The organism is Mucilaginibacter celer (genome assembly GCF_003576455.2).
Lineage (GTDB): Bacteria > Bacteroidota > Bacteroidia > Sphingobacteriales > Sphingobacteriaceae > Mucilaginibacter > Mucilaginibacter celer.
This window is the reverse complement of sequence record NZ_CP032869.1, coordinates 601,737-622,793: the sequence shown is the minus strand read 5'-3', so window position 1 is coordinate 622,793 and position 21,057 is coordinate 601,737. Positions and strand designations below refer to the sequence as shown.

The following is a 21,057-nucleotide window of genomic DNA, read 5'->3' as shown; positions in this document are numbered from 1 at the left end:
TAGCTCTAAAAAAATATAATATTTAAAATGGATTCTATAGGGTTAACTTTCAAGCGAGCGCTATACACTTAGGAAGCCTCTGGCTTTTATATCCCTCGTATTGTCTCATAATATTGCCAACTTTTACAGGTGTTATAAAAAATGCAATTTTGGTTTACTTTTGATCTTTTTTATCCGGTATGCAGCGCATTTTCGTCGAAAAACTATAGTCCGGCCTGCTTTCTTCCTTGCCGAACCATTTCCAAAATTGGTACCAGTGGCTTTTTTGCTTAAAATTCACATCGATGGCTGCTAATACCGCAACGTTGGGATCATCGTTGGTGAAAAAATCGAAACCTTCATTTATTTCGCCATCCGGGTCATATGTGCTGGTAAGTGCCTGACTGCTTATGGTATCTATTGACGGCATCTTCAAATACTTTTCCCATTCAATATGTTTTTCATGGATCACCGAGTCGATTGGAATAAGCCACAACCTTACCATTGTGGGCCCATCTACCTCGAATTCAGATTTGCCCTTGTTTTTAATTGTTACAAAGTAATTAATATGAACTTTCTTGGCATCAACGGCTTCAATAGTCATTTCGCTATTTGTTGATGCCGTTCCTTTAAGTTCCGGGGCATCCTTTATGTAAAAGGTTAATATTGCCCAAACTGCTGCTATAAATAGCGCAATCGTTTCAAAAATATTCTTGACAGACTCTATTTCCTTTTCCTTGGTTTTTAAAAATTTGGCCATGATTTGAATGTGATAGGTTTGTTATAAATTTATAAAAACTTTTATCATATCCCATTACAAATGAGACATTTAAAAAAAGCATAAATTAGATAATAAATTAAAAAAATGATTTAACCCGTTAAGCATAGTACCTGATCATAGAACAAGCACGGTTCTAATTCTTTTTCAAAAAATATCAAAGGGGGCCAGCCTGCAAATGATCCGGGAGTCAGCTATAGCCTTTAATCCAATAAATTTTCCAACCGATGGTCTTTTGGAACGGCCATATGTAAAGTAAAACCTCAATTGTATCATAACGGGCTGTTTATCTATTTTTTTACCCGGTTCTAAATTCCATCGAGGGAACAGGTTCCCTCCTTCTCCCCGACTGTCCCTCGAATATGCATCTGCCAGGCTGGGTTATCAATGTAGGTTACTGCTGAAGACGTTTTATTTTCGGCAACCTCTATAATAATTAAAACCCCTGGACATAAAACCTCCAAATAGCCGGTTATTTAAGATTTCGATTTTTTTCCTCCAGCAGCCGATGTCGCTGCACCGGTTGTTGATGTAGCAGCTGAAGTGGATGCTGACGCGGCTGCAGCGGTGCTGGCCGGTTGAGTTGCTTTAGTGAGGCCAAATGTATAAGTCAAGCTAAAAAACTTCCCCCAAACAAATTTATTAGCGTAGGTAACAGCGGTAACAGATGCCGGCTGTTGAACAAATGTACCATCGTTATTTCTAAAAGCCATTGAGGGCGCCTTGATGCTTGTATAATTGACGCCGTAGGTAAGACCGATTTTATTCTGTCCTGACACATTGAATAATGCACTGATTCCGCCCAAAACTGTGTAATTCAAATCAAGTGATTTACCGACCCCAAAGCTTAGCGCGGGAGTAAAGCCATCGGCAAACCGGTAGTAAGCGTGCATCAGTCCATTTACACCAATTGTTCCGCCGTTATAATTATCCTCCATGATAATACTGCTCTTTGTGGTATCACCGCTACCAGCCTGGTTTTTCCGCAAAGTATAGGTTTGATTTTTCTTCGAAGTATAAAAGAACCCGGCGCTAAAGTCGAACTTCCATCCGCCGAGAATAGGTAAAGTTATCGGCCCGTTAATATTGAGGCCACCAGTTTTTACACCAGAAAACGCATTTGCCGTAGGAGCTACGGTCAGGTTAAATTGAAGCTGGTCGGCATTCTGAAGTTGAGGGACATCGTATTCATACGAAAATGGAGATAGTTGTAATGCACTTATTAACTTGAGCGTCTCTTTTACCAGCGAGTCAGGTGTAACTGTAAGCCTGTAGTCTTCTTTTAGGACGGTGTTGGCCTCCTTATTTGTATAGGGTTTAGTGGTTGCCGGATTAATTGTTGTCAAAAAAGTAGTCATCGCGGTGTTATAGGATTGTTGCAGGTCCCCGCCAAAATTGGCTGTCAGGTAGGTATTGACTTTATTTTTTGCATCATAAAAATTCCCGCAATCATGATTCAGCAAAGTTTTTAAAGAGGCGTTTAACTTTGCTAGCTCTGCCATTTTAAAGCCCCCCAAGGTGCTTGCGGGCGCTCCAACCGTCATAAGAGTTCCCACAGAAGAAAATACATCCGGTATAGCATAAGTGTTGTCTATAAATGAACTGGTAACCGTAACATCATATTTTACAGTATTGAAATTGTCTATCAAAAACACTACCCCTTGCAGTCCGGCATAAGGGGCACCGTGGAACCAAAGTGTATTTTTCTTTATCCCGTTTCGGTAAATTGTATAGGTTTTATTACAAGGGTCGAAGATGACCAGGTTTTTATATTTTTTGTTGATGATATCTGTTTGATCGTGTGGTGTGTTTGAAAAAAGTGCGTTATTGTCGATAGCATTTGCAGAAACTATTGGCGTATCGTTTTGGTAGGTCATGCCGCCGTCAGTACCGATTATAACCTTAAAGTGCTTTCCCGTCCGCAGTAAAGTGAAAGACATTGTGAAGCCCGTATTAGCGGCTACCAAAACGAATCCTGAACCTGGAGTGAGTGTAATGCCATCGATAACTGTAAATGTCTTTTGAGGCTGATTATAAACGTTATTGAAGTCAAAACTTAGACGGACATTTTTTTCCGTTCCTGCATTTATGAGACTTATTTTAAACGGTTTGGTTGGGTCAAGTTTTGCTGACTGGTTTTGCAGGTTTTCTGCTGCAACATCTACTATTACAGAATTCTGTGCTTTAGAAGCAAGGCAGATCGTCATCAGTATTGCTGTAAATAAACATGTTTTCATATCCAGGAGATTTGGGTTAAGTTTTTCTTTAATTGGGAGACAGGTATGCCGTAGGTTATTAAATCATCATCGATCAACACGACCATTCCAAGCACTGAACCTCCCATGTCTAAAATCAATGACCCTGAATCACCTCCATCTGCAAACAGGCCGCCGTCTCCATCAATTACCAGCAATTTATCAAAATGATGAATAAGGAGGTTTGGGGGATACGGGCATCCTTGCGTCGTGGAAATAGTCTGGAAGGTACCTTTCCGATATTCCGTGGTCAATCCATACTTCTGAACAGGCAATAAGCTACCATAAGTGTTTTCCAACCTGATATTGCCCGGCTTCCTCTGAAAAACCGGAATTTCAGGGATAATGTTAAAATTTGAGTCTACTTCCACCAGCGCAGCGTCCACTTCATGATTGATCTGCCCATAAATAATGGTCCCAAATTCTACCGGATGTCCCTCTGGATCAAAAGTACTCACCCGGTCTTTAGTTACTCCAGGTTTAAACTCATCATGCCCTTCCGTAGCCTGATAAACGCAATGATAGCAGGTTAGCAAATACTGTACATTATCTTTTCCTGTAAAAAAGCCCCCTATCGAACCGAGCGCAATTTCCCCGTCTTTTTTTGGCGGATCGGCAGAATTAAAGATTGGCATTCCTGGTTTGATATCCATATCATGCAAGCCTTATGTTTGACGAAAGGATGTTAAATGTCCCCATCCCAAGCGTGGCGGAAAGCGTTGCTTTATCGGCATCTGTTATCGGCGTATCTTTATCAAAAAAAATGCTTACCGTACCTCCTGAAGGATCTATACGATAGCCACTGAAGCCGGGTAATGTCCTTAACCAAGCTGACATTGCGTCAAGTTTGGCGACTGTACTTGCCTGCGTGTCCGAAGCCTGTTGTTGGACTGACTGCATAGCCTGGTCGGACTGGGATTTTTTCAAATTGGAAAACTGGAGTACGATATCGAGCATATCGTGCCAGAATTTAGATCCTAAGCTGATAAAGAACGCTGTTAAGATTGCCCCGCAAACATGCTGAGTGATGGATTCACCAGTGCTTGCAATAAACAGCCCAGAAAAAAACAACAATTGATTATGGTAGTTGATCATGTGGAACAGGTCCGCCCCCGCTACGAATGAAGTAATCATGCCTCCTAAAATAGCAATCCACAACACGTTGTTTTCGTGAGTTTTGCGTTGCTTTAAGGTTCCTACTGACATTTCTGCTTTTGTCCACCAAAGTTTAAAAACATTTGAAATCCGTTCGGAGATTAAACTTAGCGCGAATAAAATGGTGACGATCGCCTGCCAGGCGTCGGTTCCGGTTGCTGGTGCAATCGTAGGTGCTGTTGCTAACATAAGCTTGGTTTTTAATGAGATATTGGTCAATTTCAGACCTGTCAGCTTATTTAAGCTATCAAGCGGCTTCTGCCAATAGGTGTATTTATGCCCTTTCGAGGTGGGACTATTCGGCATTATCCATGCTGTCCATCGGCCATCTTTCCGAATTACTTTCCAAATAAACTTCGGAATATTTTCTCCGGCAGGCAGCTTTCCTAAGCTCCCGCTACCACCTGCAATGATGTGCAAAGACGAAGTTTTCGCCCATTTTTGTTCTTCGATCTCAAGGGACTTCCAATCACCTTTGTTAAAGGAGTCAAATTGCGGAAGCATATTTGAAAGATAAAAGCACTCAATCCTATCCGTTGAATCACACTGTGCTTCCTCAAAATTAAACAAGTGGCCTAAATCAATTTTTAATGATTGAGGTTTACCGGCGTTTACTTCATAGTCAGATTTAACCGCGCAATGCTCTATTTTAGGATCGGGACCAAAAAGATCAACACGAGTTTGTTTTCCGCAGGCGACCATCTTCGGCGTAAGGTTCCAAATAACGGAGTCCGGTTCTTTAATACGAGGGTTATAATAAGTAATATAGGCGTGATGGACAACTTTTTGGCCAAAGGAAGACAGACTCAGAAGAGAAAACAGAATTAAGGTAATATTCAGTTTCATTTCTATGGGTGATAAAGGTTGAACTAAAATAATAATTCACATCATAATATACAAATATTTAATAATCAAAATTTTACAATTAAAATAAGACTATTTCCTATAAGTTCATTTATAATATATCATTCCGAAAAAGGGATCTGAATCAATAATTTTGGATGCAAGATTAATTGACATTATTAAAGCGAGAATATCAGCTCATACATGAGTCCAAAGTATTTACAGCGATGTTGTGATGAATTACCTATAGGTATAGTATGAAAGAATCTAAAGATTGTAATAGCTTTGAGGAAGCTGTTAATAGAGCGGTCAACGCAAGACCAATACCCAAAAGAGACCTAAACAAAATTGAAATATGTTCCCTTACTTAAAACATCAAACTGAACTTTTTGTATTTGAAAATCATTTAGTTTATAACTATAAATCAGATGATAACGCAACTAACTTTTTGATGTGGAAATTTGATTTTAAAAAACACAATGATACTATAACTTTTGCCATATTGGGGATATACGAGATTTTCACTCAAGATACCGATGGTAAAAAAATTGAAACTCTTTATGTAATAAATGCAGGAAGAGTATTTGAAATTGAATTTCACAACCCTGATGAACCAACATCTTTTAAATTATTCGAGGATTGTTTAAATTTAGTTTATAACGATTTAAAAAGGTGTTCAAAAGAAGCGCTAACGGATAGCCATTTAAATCGATTCAACTTTCCGGGCGTTGACATTGAAGCTTTTCGTGGAAACCTTCATCTCTATCTATCTCAACTTGATTTGTAATTTTCTATCAATCTTTATTGTTTTTATAATGTATGGAATACTAAAATCACAGATTTTCCTTCTAACATTTCACGTAGCCATTTTTTCTTTTCGTTATCATTCATAGATAGTATCTTTTACCATAAATACTTTAATAAATCAAAATGACGCTAATCGGAACTTTCTCAAATAAAGCAAATAAGATAAAGATTACACTTAATGCTGATAAATCATATTCGATTACCGGATTGGAGGGGTTTAATACCGATTCTGGTGCATATTGGTTTGAAGAATCAAGGGTTATAGGCTACCCTATTTATTTAGTGTTAAAACATTAGCACTAAGCTTGAAATGCAATTATCATCAGGCATTTATAGATTACCAATAAAAGTTTTGAATAAAAATACTTTTGTAGCTATGGATAATTATTTCTGCGAGTATGATTTTAATGAAAATATCGTTGAAGCTACCTTTACTAAAACAATCGAGTAGATTAACTAAACTTTATATGACCACAGATTTTGAACAAGCCTAAATTCAATTTTCAGTACAAATTACATCACTGCATGCTAAAGTAAAAGCATTAAAAAATCTTTTAACAAAAGAACGATTAGAACTTTTTGAGGAAAGTGTTTTAAAAGACAAGGGAAGATTTCTGACTATTCATAAGGATATAACAGATGAAACTAAAGAAAAAATTGATAAAGCTTTTTCATAAAAATTAAAAAGAAGAGTCTGACAAAATATCAGACTCTTTTTTTTCAGGAATTTACCCCAACTGCTATATTGTTACCTATTTTCTATGCACCACGGGCATGACGCCTTTACCGGTAAAAAATCTCTTTACCCACCGCGTTAAGGATTGGCGTGAAAAGCCCGCAGCGCGAGAAGCGAGCGAGGTCTTGCAACAAAAGCCTGGGCCGGAGGCAACGCCATAAAGAATTAGACCGTCTCAATTTTAATGTACAATCATCCTCACCCAGAACACCCCATTTCCGTTTTTGACTACCCCCAAACCAAAGAACAATCCTCAACGGCCCATCAAAGAAAACATTACCTATACCCCATCTCTACCAAGACCAATGAAAATACAACCTTTCATATTTTTTTCGATTTGATCCCCCCTTTTATCTTCCCCCCCTCACCACCAAAACCAATAGAAATCCCCCCCACATATTTTTTCGATTTGATTCCCCCTTTACCTCCCCCTCCCCACCAAAACCAACAAAAACACAACCCCTCTTATTTTTTTCGATTCCCACTTATACTTTCCCCTTGTCTCCCCCTTCCCATCTTCTCCACAAACCCGCTCAAATCCGGCCCGTTTTTTAACTTTGGCCCGATGAATATGATCCGTACTTTTCTACTCCTATCCGTACTTACACTTTCCGCATGGCATAAACCGCAAACCGACGAGCTCCGGGAAGATTTCGGCAAGGGCAGTAAAACAGCTTATGCCCCCGGTGCCGTGACCTTCTCCAGCGGAACATGGTACCTGGCAGATGCGCTGACCGACAAAAACGCCGTCCGTATCAGGAACAACGGCAGACTTTCCATGACCTTTGATTTCAATGGCGAGGCCCGGACGCTTGAAGTAAGCTACGCGGCTTACGGGACCGATGAAAACTCCGGCTTCCAGGTCTGGTATTCCACAGATCAGGGTAAGAGCTACAGACAAACCGGTACCCTTCGGAGCACACAGGGCAGCACGAAGCGATCCACCACCTTTTCCACGAACATCAAAGGGCCGGTCAGGTTTGAATTACGCAAAGTTTCCGGCGGCAAGAACAGGATCCTGATCAGCAAATTCGCCATCAACGCGCATGCGCAGACCTCCGCACAAGCTTCAAGCAGCACCCTCCCGCTTAAAGGCAATTATAATTACGATAACAGCAACCTGCTGCTTGGCAACCCAAGCCATGCAAATACCGACTTAAATACCCCCGATAATTACCTCATCGACAGAAGCTACTATATCAGCAGCTACAACAAGAGCCGGGGCTGCCCGAATTGGGTGAGCTGGCATATCGGCAAAAATGATTTCGGCAGTGCAGACCGGCAGAACGATTTCCGCGCGGATGCCACCCTTCCCGCAGGCTGGTACCATGTGGATGATACGGACTATAAGAACTCCGGCTTTGACAAAGGGCACAACTGCCCCAGCGCCGACCGGACCAGCACAACAGCAGCCAACTCCGCCACCTTTTTAATGGACAACATGATGCCGCAGGCACCCAATAACAACCAGAAGACCTGGGAGCACCTGGAAGCCTATTGCCGCGACCAGGTCAAAGCTGGTATGGAGGTTTATGTCATCGCCGGGAGCTACGGCTCGGGCGGCTATGGCCGGAACGGCTATTTTAAAACGATCGCAGGCGGCAAGGTGACGGTACCTTCGAATATCTGGAAGGTCGTGGTGATTATCCCAGAAGGCGATCATGACCTGCAGCGCATCAATACGAAAACCAGGGTGATCGCCGTCAATACACCCAACGACAATATCATTACGCCGAACTGGATGAACTATACCTGTACTGTCAGGGACATCGAAAAAGCCACGGGTTATGACCTGCTGTCCGCCCTGCCCAAACCGGTACAGGACGTGGTGGAAACTGTAAAGTTTAAGGGCGGCAATTGATCTGCTGTCCCTTTGATTTATGGTTTGATGTGATCAGCTGATCCTATCAAACTTACCGGTCATCGATCAGCTTTCATGCCTGCGATACGGTTTCCCGTATTTACCGGCGTTGCCCAAACCCGATATTTGTAGCTTAAGCTCAAAAATAAAACAAGATGGAACACATTGAAATGATCAAACCCGGCCCAAAGCGTAAAACAGACGACGGAAAAGACGACAGGCGATGGCATGTAGACCCGCCAAATAAGCCTAAGCACCCCACGCTACCTACGCATAATCCGCCAAAACCCAAAAGTAAATAAGCCTTTTCCCATAGCCTGTCCGAAAATTATCGGACAGGCTGTAGATTTCGACATTACATGCTGTGAAATGGCATTGTTAAAGATGCTGCCTAACTCACTAACCGGTGAAATTGCACATATGAACTTCTTAGCAATGGCTTTTACAATGGCTATAAAGTTACTACTGTATCCCTAGATGTGCTATCATTACCCCTACTACATTGAGTTCAATGTGCCTGAACAAAGCCGTATATGCTACATGATTTAAGAGATCCTGAAGTCAAATCTAAGTTTGGTAAACATTTCGAACCAGTTAAAGCAACACAACTAATCAATGGTGTCCAAGGAAGCTTATTTAAATAAGCTTTATTATATTTGATGACTTAATAACTTAAACATATCATGAACCCATACCTAAATGCCGGAGTTGGCCGAAGCCGGAACTCCTTATCATTGTTAAAATCATTGGCTTTAACAATCTCTTTAACAGCTCTTTCATCAATCAGTAAAGCGCAAGTAGACACAATATTTTCCAACAATACAAAAATAGCCTGCACAGTTAAGGAAATAACTCCCGATGCAGTTAAATACTCCTACCCTGGCGAGGACTTGCTTAACTCTGTGTACAAAGGCACGATTCAAAAGATAGTCTTTAAGAGCGGCCGTGTACAAACATTTGCCGAAGCAACATCATATAAAACCGTTAGTGGAGTAATGGATTACGATAAAGTTACTATCACTGTTGTTGAAAGTGAAGTTAAGGGCTTGTATAAATTAACCGACGTAAGTTCTAAAGCTAAAGGCACGACAGTTTTCTCAAATCAAGAGAGAGTAAAAGACCGTGCATATCATAAAATGAAAATACAGGCGGCTATGTTTGGAGCAAATATCGTTTATCTCACTAATCAACGCACAGAGGGCAATAAGTATGGTGGCTATTGGCAAAGTGGTTCGACTGCCGAAACAAATCTAACCGGAGTAGGCTACTCGAATATACTGCCTGATTATGAAAAGTTTAAACAATTGATTGGTACGAAAACAGATTTCGTCGCTACAAAGAAGTTCGAGTTAGGTGCGAGCGATACCGACGTATCACAAGATATAATTGATAAGCCCTTTACGATTTCTAATGTGAATATTGAAAGTGGCATTGTGTTAATCACGGCTCAATTGAAGGGTGAAAATAACAACAGCATATTTCAATTGGCAAATTTCACGGATAACTCTTTCAGTGTGGCATATAAGCACAAAGGGACTGCATACAATATTGAGGTTAAAGTCAAGTAATGACTTATAAACCAAAGAGGGTAACAACAAACGCCAGGTTTAATCAGCCTGGCGTTTTGTTTATAGTGAGCGTTGCCATATGTTTGCTTAATGGATAAACAAACACAACGCGAAAACTTGCTACGAGAAGAAGGAAAGCTTTTGAAAGTCATAGAAGAGTACCAACAAGAAATAGATGGCTTTACCTCTGACCTCAACCATGTGCGAAGGCTATTGACAGAATTGGATGGCGGTGTAAACGACAATGCGTGGAAGGAATACACAAAGATCATACAAGCTGAAAGCGATGATTAGGATAAGCCCTGTTAAAGGTTATTGATTCCAATGCTTGCTAATAACGACGACATTTCTTCAACGCCCATTAATTGAGTAACGGATACCGACTCAATATCGAATCAAGTTGTAAAACAAGTTCATTGACATCAGATAACTGAATACTCATCTTAAATGTCAGCTCAGAACCTATGCCGGGAACATCGCAAGCTCTAACTTTTATTTCAGCGAAGCCTTCATACTTAACCTCAAATTCTAATTTCAGATAGCCCATGACACCATCAAAGGCTGCTGTCTTGTCGAGGCCATACATTAATGAAACAAGTTGCTGCCTAAAGCTATGGAAGCTTATTGGTAAAAATTCAGCATGGTAACTGCCACCCAAGGTACAGCCCTTAACTGTAATGTCTATATCTAACCATCCTTTATTGTTAACGACTTTGGTAGACTTTTTTGTAGGGCCTTTTACAGTTACACGCACAATGTCATAAGCATCTGTAATCTCAAAGTATAAAGGGCTCTTCTTCTTCATTATTGCAATATCAGTCAAAATATTTAAATTCACGGCACACTGGATAAGCGAATAGCTTGTTCAACTGTGATAAGGTTTAAAGTCTCTTGACAGCGAGTGTTGAGGGATTTTTTCAATATATCGTATTCAGTGAGCTTTTAAGGAGAATGGTTAAAGTTTGATTTTCCAAATTACTTTTTAAAGCTAGCTGATAGATTCTTTTTAATTTTATTCATATCGTTCGCCAGGATATCGTAAACAGTGTCATACTGACCGCATAAATCGAATATCGCTAAACTGTATTGACCAAACAGATGCTACTTATCTTCATCATTAGCAGCATTCTTTACCTTATCCTCAATATCTAACACGTTAAGATACAACTCATGCGATTTGTTATTAGCTACAATCAGTTCATCATAGGATAAGGCGACATCGAAATAGAGCCCAATCAAATTATGCCTCTTCATTTATCAATGTTCATTTGCTTTAACCGAGTATCGGCGTCTTTTAAACTATCTGACATTGATCTATAACTTGCTACGCTGTATATTTATACCTTTCCATAATTGCACACTTTTCTTAAGGATAGGCATCGTTTCGCCAGTCACATAATAATAGTTGTCTGCAATCTCGACCTTTTTAATCCTCTACTCTTTACTAAGTTCAATAGCTGCCTTTCGCTTATCTCCTATGTAAGCAAAGAAGCCGGTTAATGCTTGGGTGATTAAAGCGCCTGCAAGTCCAGAGAAAGCGCTACAATGAGAGTTGTGTTTTCGGCCATAAACTTATTATTATAACTACACTTCACACAATAAACGGTTTTAATATCATATTAAAGACCTCAGTTTTCGCACCCATCTTCACATCATAATTAAAAGTTAACCAAAATATTGTAATTTAACTATTAATGGGTGCTTAAACAGATTGTTATAACTAATAGGAATAATTACCTTGCGTTTTTATTTGCCGACCCTATCATGAACAACAACACCTCCCTCTCCTTTGTGCTGCTCATCAAGTCCCTTAGCGTAGGCTCACTGCTACAAAACATATTGTTTTACACCTTTATTTTATTACTCCTGTCGATTAACATCTTTTTAATAAGGCGAAAGCGTAGTGTATCAACCAATAAACTTTCAGATACTGATCATATTAAAACAGACCAAAATACTGCTGAAAAGGAACACCCCAGCTATGAAGATATATATGAGCGAAGTAAAGATTTAGAAGTGGAAAATGCTTTTTTAAAAGCCGAAGTGCTTGCTTTAGGCGAGGAGTTGGAATTATCATATCATAAATCTGACAAGCTCAATGAACAACTAGCCGACATATTAGGGTGCTTAGACTTAACCTTATCCTATGACGAACAATTGTGGGATTGGTCGATTGATCTTTCTACTAACGAACTTTGTTTATCTGAATATGGATTGCGAATTCGTGGATATAAACCTGGAACAAAGCTCACCTGGATTGAGGGCCTAAATATAGTCAGCGATGAACATAGAAAGCAGGTCGAAACAGCTTTAACTATATCGTTAAATACTGGAGCAGATTTCTCTATGGTCTATAAGATCAATCCAATCGATGGCGGCTATGAAAGATGGGTACGCTCATTCGGCAAAATAATATTCGGAACTGATGGAGCTCCACTAAGATTACAAGGTAAGTTCACATTTACATCGAATAATCAAATAAAAACTTGATTATTTACGCTTGAAGGTTCGTTGATGATATTTACCAATTAAACTATCCTTTAACGAGATAGCAGGACCAGGATCAACGCAACCGAAGCAGGAACAGATTGTATAAAAAATGTTTTCTTCAGACCTGTGGCAGCGCCATATATCCCTGCAATGATCACGCAACCCAAAAAGAATGACGCGATATTGGGATGCCATAAAGGATCACTGCTCAGGCACCAAATAAGCCTTGCGGCCAGGAAGCCGCTATAAAGCCCTTGATTAGCAGCGAATGCTTTGGTCTGGTAGAACACTTCCGGCGGAAAAATGCCGGCAAAGCTCTTTTTCCCTTTGGTCTCCAAACGAACATCTCGATCCACAATACGTAGAGACGGATAACGGCGACCAGGAAGATCAGGAAAAGCGAAATTGTTTTCATCTGGTTCTATCGAAGATCAATGCTGCGGTTGTATAGGGGATAGATCTTGATGAATGCGATCAGGGCTGGTAAGGCCTGGCCTGCAGCCAGTAAGTAGGCTTTGGTGGAACATGCGAGTACGATACCTGCACCCGTACCACAAAAGCAAAGAAATAAGATCAGCGCATAGCCTGAACTGTATTTACGCCGGGTGACCAGTGCCATTCCTGAGACACCCGCAAACATAATGAACAAGTTATAAAATCCCTGGTTGATGAAAAGGTTCCTGAGCGTGACCGCCTGCAACTCGAACGAGGAACTTACGGGGTTGTTCAATAACAATAACAGGGGCTCATTGACAAGGGGTTGCATCCATAACACCGCTTCCAGCAGAAAAAAAAGAAAGTGGACGATGATCACGATGGCGACAAGTATTTTGGTGGTTCTGTTCATGTGCATAGATCGGTTCATAGCAGTCTCGGGGGCTTACTTCAGCAGTTCATATCCTGAACAATTTTTCAGGGATCCGAACAAGCCAGTTTAAGCTCCAACCGACACTTGATATTCAAAGCTCGCGCCACAACGTAATACACTGTTTAAAAGCAAGATACAATTACAAAAATCGAAAACCAATGCGATATTTCGTAATAAAACTACCTCCTTACGATATAGCACAACGATCTTGACTATATCGGGGTGAGTTCTGGTTCCATCAATTTCAGGTCTCTTAACCGGATTAATATGGTCGTACCATCCCATTACAAATGCCAAGATCTCCCTGGATCTGCCCGGAAAGCCTCCGCATAAGACCCATCCCAAGTAAATTGTGGCCTCCAAGATCGAATTCTTCCGGCATTCCTATACCATTATTAGCGATCAGCAATGTATCATACGGGGCTGCATCCTCCGCCACAGTATGGTTCCGGAATGAAATTATCATCTGCCCCAAAAGGCTCGCAGCCTTTCGCCTCCAAAAAAAAGCCAGGAATAACGCCTGGCTTTTTCAATATCATCATTTTTTAATTGGTACCGGCAACGGAAACGCTAATGGTGTTCCCGGACCGGAGGCCACTTACGCCTCCGCCAACATATTTGACCGTATATTTACCGGTCTGGATGGAGTAGTTCTTTGCCAGGTTGACCGAGGTGTTAACGCTGTCATGTGCGGCAACCACGATATAGGCTTCTGCTGGTGGGGGCATGACCCTTCGGGCCATGGCTCCTTTAAAAGCAGCTTCATTGCCTTTATCGTCAGATACCTCGAAATATTTGCCAAGGCGGGGTTCAAATGGTGTTTCCCATTTACAAAAACGCACCGGGCTATCGGTGTTATTGGAGACAGTGAAGGAAACGCCTACGGAATCGGCAGTGTTCCGAACCGAAGTTGATCCCAGCCGGACGGATAGTATTTCAGCGCCGCTCAAGGCATTATTTCCGCTGTTGCCCTGAACAACAATCGGTTTTTGACTGTGGCAGCCGGCGGCCAGGACCGCTGCAGCTGTCATAAGCATATAAAATGAACGCATCATCGAATTTATTTTTAAGTAAGACATGCCAAGACCCCAAAGTTTAATCCTTGTTAATCATCAATTACGGGAGAAGCGGCACTTTCGTAACATCTCCGTCTACGCATCCAGCCTTGATCTTTTCAGGAAACAGGTTAAAACACTGACAGTCTTTGGTTTAAATGGATAAAAAAAAAAACGGATCGCTGATTGGCCGAAACGCTTACCGGCATGGTTATCGGGTAAGATGAGATCAAATTTTAAATGTCTGGCTCAGACAGATAGCATGGTCAAAGTGTTGCCGGAATAATTGCCCCCTAATTTATAAAATCAAAGGGCAGAGGCCTCGGTACCTTCCAGGACGACATCGAAAGCAAAAGACATTTATCGGCCAGCAGTAATCCGCGCATTCCACAATCTGACGCTATAGCATGGATATACTTATGGCTGTGGGTCAGTTCATCGTAAACCTGATTGATCAGCAGAATTTCAAAGTGGGGTATAATCATGGCGGGATCCGAGAGCGGAGAAATTACATTCAGCCGATCGCTGAAACAAAAATCTTCGGTGTAACCGTGCTCATGAAGATAAATGATCATCTTCGTCAACAAGCCGTTTTGATATTTGTCACTTATTTCTTCATCTCCACTTTTTTCTAAACTATCCATCTGAACCTCCTTTTCGATCTGGTTGATTTCAGCGCACCCCAGGGGTGCGCCGAAATCAGGCTATTTTTTGATCAGCAGTAATGATCACGCCGTGATGGGCGTTATTCACGGCACCCGCAAACGTCTCTTCATCTACATAAAGGTGCTCATTGTCGATAGAGATGTACCCCTCACCGACTTTAATATTTCCCTTGATGGTAAGGGCGATATCAGGATCTTGAACCATCAGCTCACTATTGATTATGGTACCGAAGCTCCCAAACTCATGGCGGTCCAGCTGAAAAATATCCAGCACGGGTACTTCGTGCCCGACATGGTATATTTTTACACGATCCGGCTCACAGACCATATTGACGTTGATCCCCGTGACGATCTTATTGTGAACGACCTTAACCGGCTCGTTGTTCGTCAGTGAAAAGTCCGCATCTACTATGAGCTCCCTGATACCATCCTTTTGTTGCGGATCGAAAAAAGACCGGATGACTAAAAACTCACGTAAATCGCCGTTACGGCCATAGCTGACCGTATTTTTTTCGCTGATATAAATATTGGTTCCAAAAATAAATGCGTGTTTCATGCTCTTGAATTTAATTCCCTTATTGCTTTTGAGGATACCAAACGAATACCAAACCATAATCAAATGATTAACAGAGTTTTAAACAAGAAACAGATCTGATGATGGTACTTTATTTCGTTGATACACCGCTGCTGAACGATTTTAAACAAGAATCAGGACACCGCTGTGAGTGCGAATCCTGACCATGACGACTTTTTTAAAACTTTACGCTCCCGCCCTTTGCCGATATCAAAAACGTGGATCAAATCAAACAAGCTCAGTGAGAACCGCTGATAAAGCAATCAAAAAAAGTATTGATTCTGCAATAAACGTTCAAGGGGCTGGTCAATTTAACTACCCGGCGATATAATGCTTAACTGCGATCTCACCCGTTCCCCGCTTCCGGTCATAAACGCGCTGATGATATATCCCCATAACAAACGGGAGACGCCCACGGTATTGTCGGACGGACAAGTACCGAAACTCCACCATATTACTCCCGCCGGTTGATGCCGACAGGTCCGGAATATAGGAGGTTAACAGCATTATTTCGTCGCCCAATAAAACGATTTACGAAATAAAATAAAAAACAAAACAGCCTGCACAACATAAACAATTGATTTAAAGCAAAATGCCACACGGCACAGGTCTTGATTCGCCATAAAAGCGCGGCTTGATAATTCCAGCGGGAAGCATCCCTGCTTTACCTCCGGATTAAAAGCACATTTCCGGACCGGGGACTCCCCGGTCAAAAACATGTTTTCATTTACAATTTAACATATCGCAACATGCCACAAAAAGTAGCAGAACAATTGGTAAAGATGCTGGTAGAAGCAGGAATTAAGCGTATTTATGCGGTTACCGGAGACAGCCTTAATGAATTGAATGACGCGGTCAGAAAAGAACCGGGTTTACAATGGATCCACGTTCGTCATGAAGAAGCCGGGGCATTTGCTGCGGCAGCTGAAGCAGAACTTACAGGTCTTGCATGCTGTGCAGGAAGCAGCGGTCCGGGCCATGTGCACCTGATCAATGGACTTTATGATGCGCACCGGTCCGGCTCTCCCGTCCTGGCCATAGCCTCCACCTGCGCTACGCATGAATTCGGCAGCGGCTATTTCCAGGAAACCAATACGATCCGGCTTTTTGACGATTGCAGTCATTACAATCAGATCGCCGCCACCCCTGGTCAACTGCCGAGGATGACGCAGGCCGCTATCCAGCATGCCGTGCATAAAAAGGGCGTTGCGGTATTAGGTTTGCCTGGGGACGTAAGCGCGATGCCTGCAGTACCCAATATATCCGCAGACACGAACTACTTTTCCAAATCAATGATCATCCCCGCGGCGGAAGAACTGGAACAACTGGCGCAATTAATCAACCGGCATCCGAAGATCTGCATTTTTTGTGGTATCGGTGCTGCGGAAGCACACGACGAAGTTATTGAACTTGCCGCAAAACTGAAGGCCCCTGTAGGCTACTCCTTCCGTGGTAAAATGGGTATACAATACGATAACCCCTATGAAGTAGGAATGACCGGCCTGCTGGGACTGCCTTCTGCCTATCACAGTATGCATGAGAGCGATGTTGTTCTTTTGCTGGGCACTGATTTCCCTTATGTTCCATTTATTCCGCAGGATAAGATCCTGGTGCAGATCGACACAAAGCCCGAAAAACTCGGCCGCAGGGCAAAACTAAAAACCGGTCTGCATGGCGACATCAGATCTTCGGTGAAGGCACTCCTTCCTCTCTTAAATACAAAAACCGATGCCAGCTTTCTGAATGCGCAGCTTCATATCTATGAAAAGGTAAAGGAGCATCTGGCGATCTACGTAAAGGACAAAGGTAAGCCAGACGCCATCCACCCTGAAGCGGTAGCAGCGGAACTTGACCGCCTGGCTGCAGAGGATGCTATATTTACCGTGGACACGGGTATGTGCTGTGTATGGGGCTCCCGATACATCAGGTCAACAGGAAAGCGGGATATGCTCGGCTCTTTTATCCACGGTTCAATGGCCAATGCATTACCGCATGCCATTGGTGCCGCGCTGTCCTGTCCGGAACGTCAGGTGATCGCTATGTGCGGTGATGGAGGGATATCCATGCTGCTTGGCGACCTGGCCACCATTAAGCAATATGAGTTACCCATAAAAATCATTGTTTTCAACAACCGCTCTCTTGGGATGGTGAAACTTGAAATGGAAGTACAGGGGCTGATGGATTTCCAAACGGACATGATCAACCCGGATTTTGCGATGGTAGCTGAGTCAATGGGAATCAAAAATATATCAGTACATGGCCCTGACCAGTTAACGGCCGGTCTTGAAGAAGCATTCAATTTCAAAGGCCCGGTGCTTGTCAATGTATTTACCGACCCGAATGCGCTGGCGATGCCGCCTAAAATAGAGTTAAAAATGGTGGAAGGTATGGTATTGTCCATGACTAAAATGATGCTCGGCGGAAAGCTGGTTGAAGTGCTTGACACCGTAAAATCCAATTATAAACACTTACAGGACCTAAGGGACTAAACCGGGATCTAAAAAGACGCTGCTAAAAAACATATCCATGAACACTACTCCTAATTCCACAGTTCAAAGATCAACCGAAAAGGCGTTTATAATCGCATGGGTATTCGGTTTGATATTTTATTTCCTCGAATATGTCATCAGGTCTTCGCCGGCAGTTATGATCGCTGAGCTCAGTAAAGCATTCGGGGTAAACGCGCTCGGGGTCAGTACCATTCTCGGGACCTATTACTATACCTACTCGGCGACCAGCCTGATCGCCGGTGTAGCGTTGGACCGTTACGGTGCGAAAGCCCCCATAGCGATCGGAATTGGGATTCTGGCAGTAGGCTGCACCTTATTTGCACTGCCTGTTATCATCGCCGGGGACGCCGGCAGGATGCTGCAGGGGGCAGGATCTGCTTTTGCCTTTACCGGTTGTGTATACCTCGCCTCGCACGGCTTTGCTGCAAAATATATCGCAACTGCTATCGGCCTGACACAATGCGTGGGTATGCTTGGCGGATCTGCAGGGCAATTTCTGGTAGGTCCGATCATCCATAACGGGTTGTCGGTCCACACATTCTGGGTGATCATGGGCATCACCTGTGCTGTCATCGCGCTCTTACTTTACTTTACAACTCCACATGAAGATAAAACGAAAGAGCGTCATTCCAGTATTCTCAGCATTGTTGATCCGTATAAGATTGTTTTCACCAACCTGCAATCTTATCTGAGCGGTGCGTTGTCGGGGCTGCTGTTTGCCCCTACAACAATTTTTGCCATGACCTGGGGAGTCGCCTTCTTACAGCAGGACCGTTCCTATAATTATCACGACGCGGTTTTAACCTGTTCCATGGTTCTGCTTGGTTGGGTTATCGGGTGCCCGCTGCTTGGCTGGGTTTCGGACAGGATCCGTCGCCGTAAACCTGTTCTCTCGGGGGGCATTCTGGTGATGATGCTCAGCTTTGCACAAATCGTTTTTTTTCCAGGCCTGCTACCCGCGACGATCACCATGTTCATTTTCGGAACAGCATCCGGTGCGGCAATGATTCCTTACACCATTATTAAGGAAGCCAACCCCGACCAGGTTAAGGGCAGCGCAACGGGCGCAATCAACTTCCTAACGTTCAGCGTCACCGCATTTCTGGGGCCGGTTTTCGCATCCAGGTATGGGAAAAACCTGATGGCTGCGCCGGATCCTGCGCAGCATTTCAGGAATGCCGGAGTTTTTCTGCTGATGATCACAGCTGCAGCCCTGGTCATCAGCCTGATCATTAAAGAAACAGGCCCGGCCTCCAAGGAAAAATGATCCGAGTAGGTCCTATAATTAATATTATCCAAAAGAAGCTGAAGTGAAAATATTTAAACGTTTTTTGTGCCCGCTGCTCCTGCTTTTATTTAGCTGCCGGCTGGCCTATGCCCAGGGCGGTTCACCGGAATATAAAGAGGGCATGACGATCAGGCTCGATTCATCAGGCAAAAAATACATCCGTTTTTTCACCTGGGCTACTTTCTGGGCGAGGCAAACGAATGCCAATCCGGGAACAGCCATTAACGGTGTTCAAAAAAACAACTGGACAGATTTCAACCTGCGGCAGTTCCGTTTTGTTACCTATAGTCAGCTTTCCCCGCGCTACCTGATATTAGCAGATATCGGCATTGACAACCAGTCCTATTCCAGCGGAGGGGCTGCAGGCGGGGCGAATACCGGCAATGGGGGACAGACCTTTGGAGGCACCCTTGGCAAAAAGCCTGAATTATATCTTCACGACCTCTGGAATGAATATGCTGTAATTCCGGATAAAGATCCGGATAACGGCAAACCGAACAAGGCGTCTCTATATATAGGGACCGGCCTTCATTACTGGAATGGTATCAGCAGGATGACCTCCGCCGGCTCAGCAAATTACCTTGCGATAGATGTACCGCTTTACAACTGGCCCTTAGTGGATTTACAAGACCAGTTCGCACGGCAGCTCGGCGTTTATTTTAAAGGCAATATAGGTCCGGTAAGCTACCGCTGGGCAGTGAACAAACCTTTCACCGTTCTATCCAGCCCTGTTGCTTTTCAGAAAGGAAGCAGGGACAGCAGTTTCGCAGTCGACAATAACGCCACGGGCAAGCTGGCGACAACAGCCTATGCCGCATGGCAATTTTTCAGCAGGGAAAATAATCTGCTGCCCTATTACACGGGAACCTACGTAGGAACAATGAAAGTCTTCAATATCGGGGCGGGATATTACAACAGCGGAGAGGGTACAGCGACCCAGGCGACCAACAGCGCGTCTTCCGTCCTCATCCGGCATTCGATCACACTTTGGGCCATCGACGCTTTTGCCGACCTCCCGTTCGGCGCGAAAGAAAAAAACTGGGCTTTTACGGGCTACGGCGTATTTTATCATTATGATTTCGGACCGAATTATCTCCGGTACGGATCGATCATGAATGAGAACGTCAGTGCCGCCCCCGATTATAACGGTAAAGTTTCCCAGGCGGGTTTTGGCAATGCTGCTCCCATCATTGGCACAGGAAGCTCCTGGTTCACCCAGGTTGGCGTATTACTTCCCAAAACGATCTTAAAAGGTAAAACAAGGTTTCAGCCATTCGGAGAATACAGCCTGCAGAAATTTGAGCGTTTTGGGAACGCAAGCTTTACCTATTGGAGTGCAGGCGGAAATATTTACCTGGACGGGCACCATGCGCGGATCTCGCTTAAATATCAGACCAGGCCCATCGTTGTTAATGACAGGCAGGAATCATCGAAGGGCACATTTATCATCGCAACGCAGGTTTATCTTTAAACAGGTGGTACTGCAGCTTTAACTATACCTGATCCGGAATCAACTTAATTCCCGGGACCACTATCCTGAAACGCGATATTAATTATTGGGAGACTCAGCTACAGGCCTTGAAACGGCAGTAACGCTCGCGGTCATGGATAGCCGTTTCATGACC

Annotated in this window: 20 protein-coding genes; 9 read left to right on the top strand and 11 right to left on the bottom strand. The window is 43.1% G+C overall.

Features of this window, described 5'->3' with window-relative positions; genetic code table 11:
• Positions 1-154: 154 nt before the first annotated feature.
• From HYN43_RS02540 to HYN43_RS02525, 4 genes are all read right to left on the bottom strand, one after another.
• Complete coding sequence (locus tag HYN43_RS02540; protein ID WP_119407958.1) at positions 155-739, bottom strand: hypothetical protein; 585 nt, start codon at positions 737-739, stop codon at positions 155-157.
• A 494-nt stretch (positions 740-1,233) separates the two neighbouring features.
• Positions 1,234-2,994, bottom strand: a complete 1,761-nt coding sequence (locus tag HYN43_RS02535) for a hypothetical protein (protein ID WP_162996270.1) — start codon at positions 2,992-2,994, stop codon at positions 1,234-1,236.
• The gene (locus HYN43_RS02530; protein WP_119407956.1) at positions 2,991-3,665 is read right to left on the bottom strand and encodes a hypothetical protein; all 675 of its coding nucleotides are present in this window, start codon (positions 3,663-3,665) and stop codon (positions 2,991-2,993) included. The genes HYN43_RS02535 and HYN43_RS02530 overlap by 4 nt, the downstream gene beginning before the upstream one ends.
• Before the next feature lies 1 nt (position 3,666).
• Positions 3,667-5,013 (bottom strand): DNA/RNA non-specific endonuclease, encoded by a 1,347-nt coding sequence (locus HYN43_RS02525; RefSeq protein WP_119407955.1) that lies wholly within the window; start codon positions 5,011-5,013, stop codon positions 3,667-3,669.
• A 352-nt stretch (positions 5,014-5,365) separates the two neighbouring features.
• On the opposite strand from HYN43_RS02525, the gene HYN43_RS02520 reads away from it, so the two are divergent.
• The 5 genes from HYN43_RS02520 to HYN43_RS02505 all read left to right on the top strand — a co-directional run bounded on the left by HYN43_RS02520 (position 5,366) and on the right by HYN43_RS02505 (position 10,276).
• On the top strand, positions 5,366-5,797 hold the full coding sequence (locus HYN43_RS02520) for a hypothetical protein (RefSeq protein ID WP_119407954.1): 432 nt from the start codon (positions 5,366-5,368) through the stop codon (positions 5,795-5,797).
• 1,321 nt (positions 5,798-7,118) lie between these two features.
• Positions 7,119-8,414, top strand: coding sequence for a DNA/RNA non-specific endonuclease (locus HYN43_RS02515; protein ID WP_245447128.1), 1,296 nt, complete (start codon positions 7,119-7,121; stop codon positions 8,412-8,414).
• Positions 8,415-8,569: 155 nt separating this feature from the next.
• A complete protein-coding gene (locus HYN43_RS30115; RefSeq protein ID WP_162996269.1) occupies positions 8,570-8,716 on the top strand; it encodes a hypothetical protein in 147 nt (48 codons plus the stop codon).
• A gap of 381 nt (positions 8,717-9,097) precedes the next feature.
• Complete coding sequence (locus HYN43_RS02510; protein WP_245447127.1) at positions 9,098-9,982, top strand: hypothetical protein; 885 nt, start codon at positions 9,098-9,100, stop codon at positions 9,980-9,982.
• 90 nt (positions 9,983-10,072) lie between these two features.
• Positions 10,073-10,276 (top strand): hypothetical protein, encoded by a 204-nt coding sequence (locus HYN43_RS02505; protein ID WP_119407952.1) that lies wholly within the window; start codon positions 10,073-10,075, stop codon positions 10,274-10,276.
• 67 nt (positions 10,277-10,343) lie between these two features.
• Here HYN43_RS02505 and HYN43_RS02500 read toward each other — a convergent pair whose 3' ends face one another.
• Positions 10,344-10,787, bottom strand: coding sequence for a WapI family immunity protein (locus HYN43_RS02500; RefSeq protein ID WP_119407951.1), 444 nt, complete (start codon positions 10,785-10,787; stop codon positions 10,344-10,346).
• 296 nt (positions 10,788-11,083) lie between these two features.
• Positions 11,084-11,236 (bottom strand): hypothetical protein, encoded by a 153-nt coding sequence (locus HYN43_RS30110; RefSeq protein ID WP_162996268.1) that lies wholly within the window; start codon positions 11,234-11,236, stop codon positions 11,084-11,086.
• 510 nt (positions 11,237-11,746) lie between these two features.
• On the opposite strand from HYN43_RS30110, the gene HYN43_RS02495 reads away from it, so the two are divergent.
• Positions 11,747-12,472: a PAS domain-containing protein gene (locus tag HYN43_RS02495; RefSeq protein ID WP_119407950.1), complete on the top strand. Its 726-nt coding sequence runs from the start codon at positions 11,747-11,749 to the stop codon at positions 12,470-12,472.
• 50 nt (positions 12,473-12,522) lie between these two features.
• On the opposite strand, the gene HYN43_RS02490 is transcribed toward HYN43_RS02495, so the two are convergent.
• The 5 genes from HYN43_RS02490 to HYN43_RS02465 form a co-directional block, all read right to left on the bottom strand.
• Positions 12,523-12,828 carry a DUF1304 domain-containing protein gene (locus tag HYN43_RS02490; protein ID WP_245447125.1) on the bottom strand — a complete coding sequence of 102 codons (306 nt, stop codon included), beginning with the start codon at positions 12,826-12,828 and terminating at the stop codon, positions 12,523-12,525.
• 65 nt (positions 12,829-12,893) lie between these two features.
• On the bottom strand, positions 12,894-13,319 hold the full coding sequence (locus HYN43_RS02485) for a DUF1304 family protein (protein ID WP_162996267.1): 426 nt from the start codon (positions 13,317-13,319) through the stop codon (positions 12,894-12,896).
• A 566-nt stretch (positions 13,320-13,885) separates the two neighbouring features.
• Positions 13,886-14,419, bottom strand: coding sequence for a hypothetical protein (locus HYN43_RS02475; RefSeq protein WP_162996266.1), 534 nt, complete (start codon positions 14,417-14,419; stop codon positions 13,886-13,888).
• Positions 14,420-14,688: 269 nt separating this feature from the next.
• Entirely contained in the window at positions 14,689-15,039 is a 351-nt protein-coding gene (locus HYN43_RS30105; RefSeq protein ID WP_162996265.1) for a hypothetical protein, read from the bottom strand.
• A gap of 55 nt (positions 15,040-15,094) precedes the next feature.
• The gene (locus HYN43_RS02465) at positions 15,095-15,616 is read right to left on the bottom strand and encodes a hypothetical protein (RefSeq protein WP_162996264.1); all 522 of its coding nucleotides are present in this window, start codon (positions 15,614-15,616) and stop codon (positions 15,095-15,097) included.
• Between the two features lie 767 nt (positions 15,617-16,383).
• On the opposite strand from HYN43_RS02465, the gene HYN43_RS02450 reads away from it, so the two are divergent.
• Genes HYN43_RS02450 through HYN43_RS02440 form a run of 3 tightly spaced genes read left to right on the top strand, consistent with a single transcriptional unit; the run spans position 16,384 to position 20,903 of the window.
• Complete coding sequence (locus HYN43_RS02450; RefSeq protein WP_119407942.1) at positions 16,384-18,123, top strand: thiamine pyrophosphate-dependent enzyme; 1,740 nt, start codon at positions 16,384-16,386, stop codon at positions 18,121-18,123.
• Positions 18,124-18,160: 37 nt separating this feature from the next.
• Positions 18,161-19,411 (top strand): MFS transporter, encoded by a 1,251-nt coding sequence (locus tag HYN43_RS02445; RefSeq protein WP_119407941.1) that lies wholly within the window; start codon positions 18,161-18,163, stop codon positions 19,409-19,411.
• A 43-nt stretch (positions 19,412-19,454) separates the two neighbouring features.
• On the top strand, positions 19,455-20,903 hold the full coding sequence (locus HYN43_RS02440) for a porin (protein WP_119407940.1): 1,449 nt from the start codon (positions 19,455-19,457) through the stop codon (positions 20,901-20,903).
• The last annotated feature ends 154 nt before the right edge of the window (positions 20,904-21,057 follow it).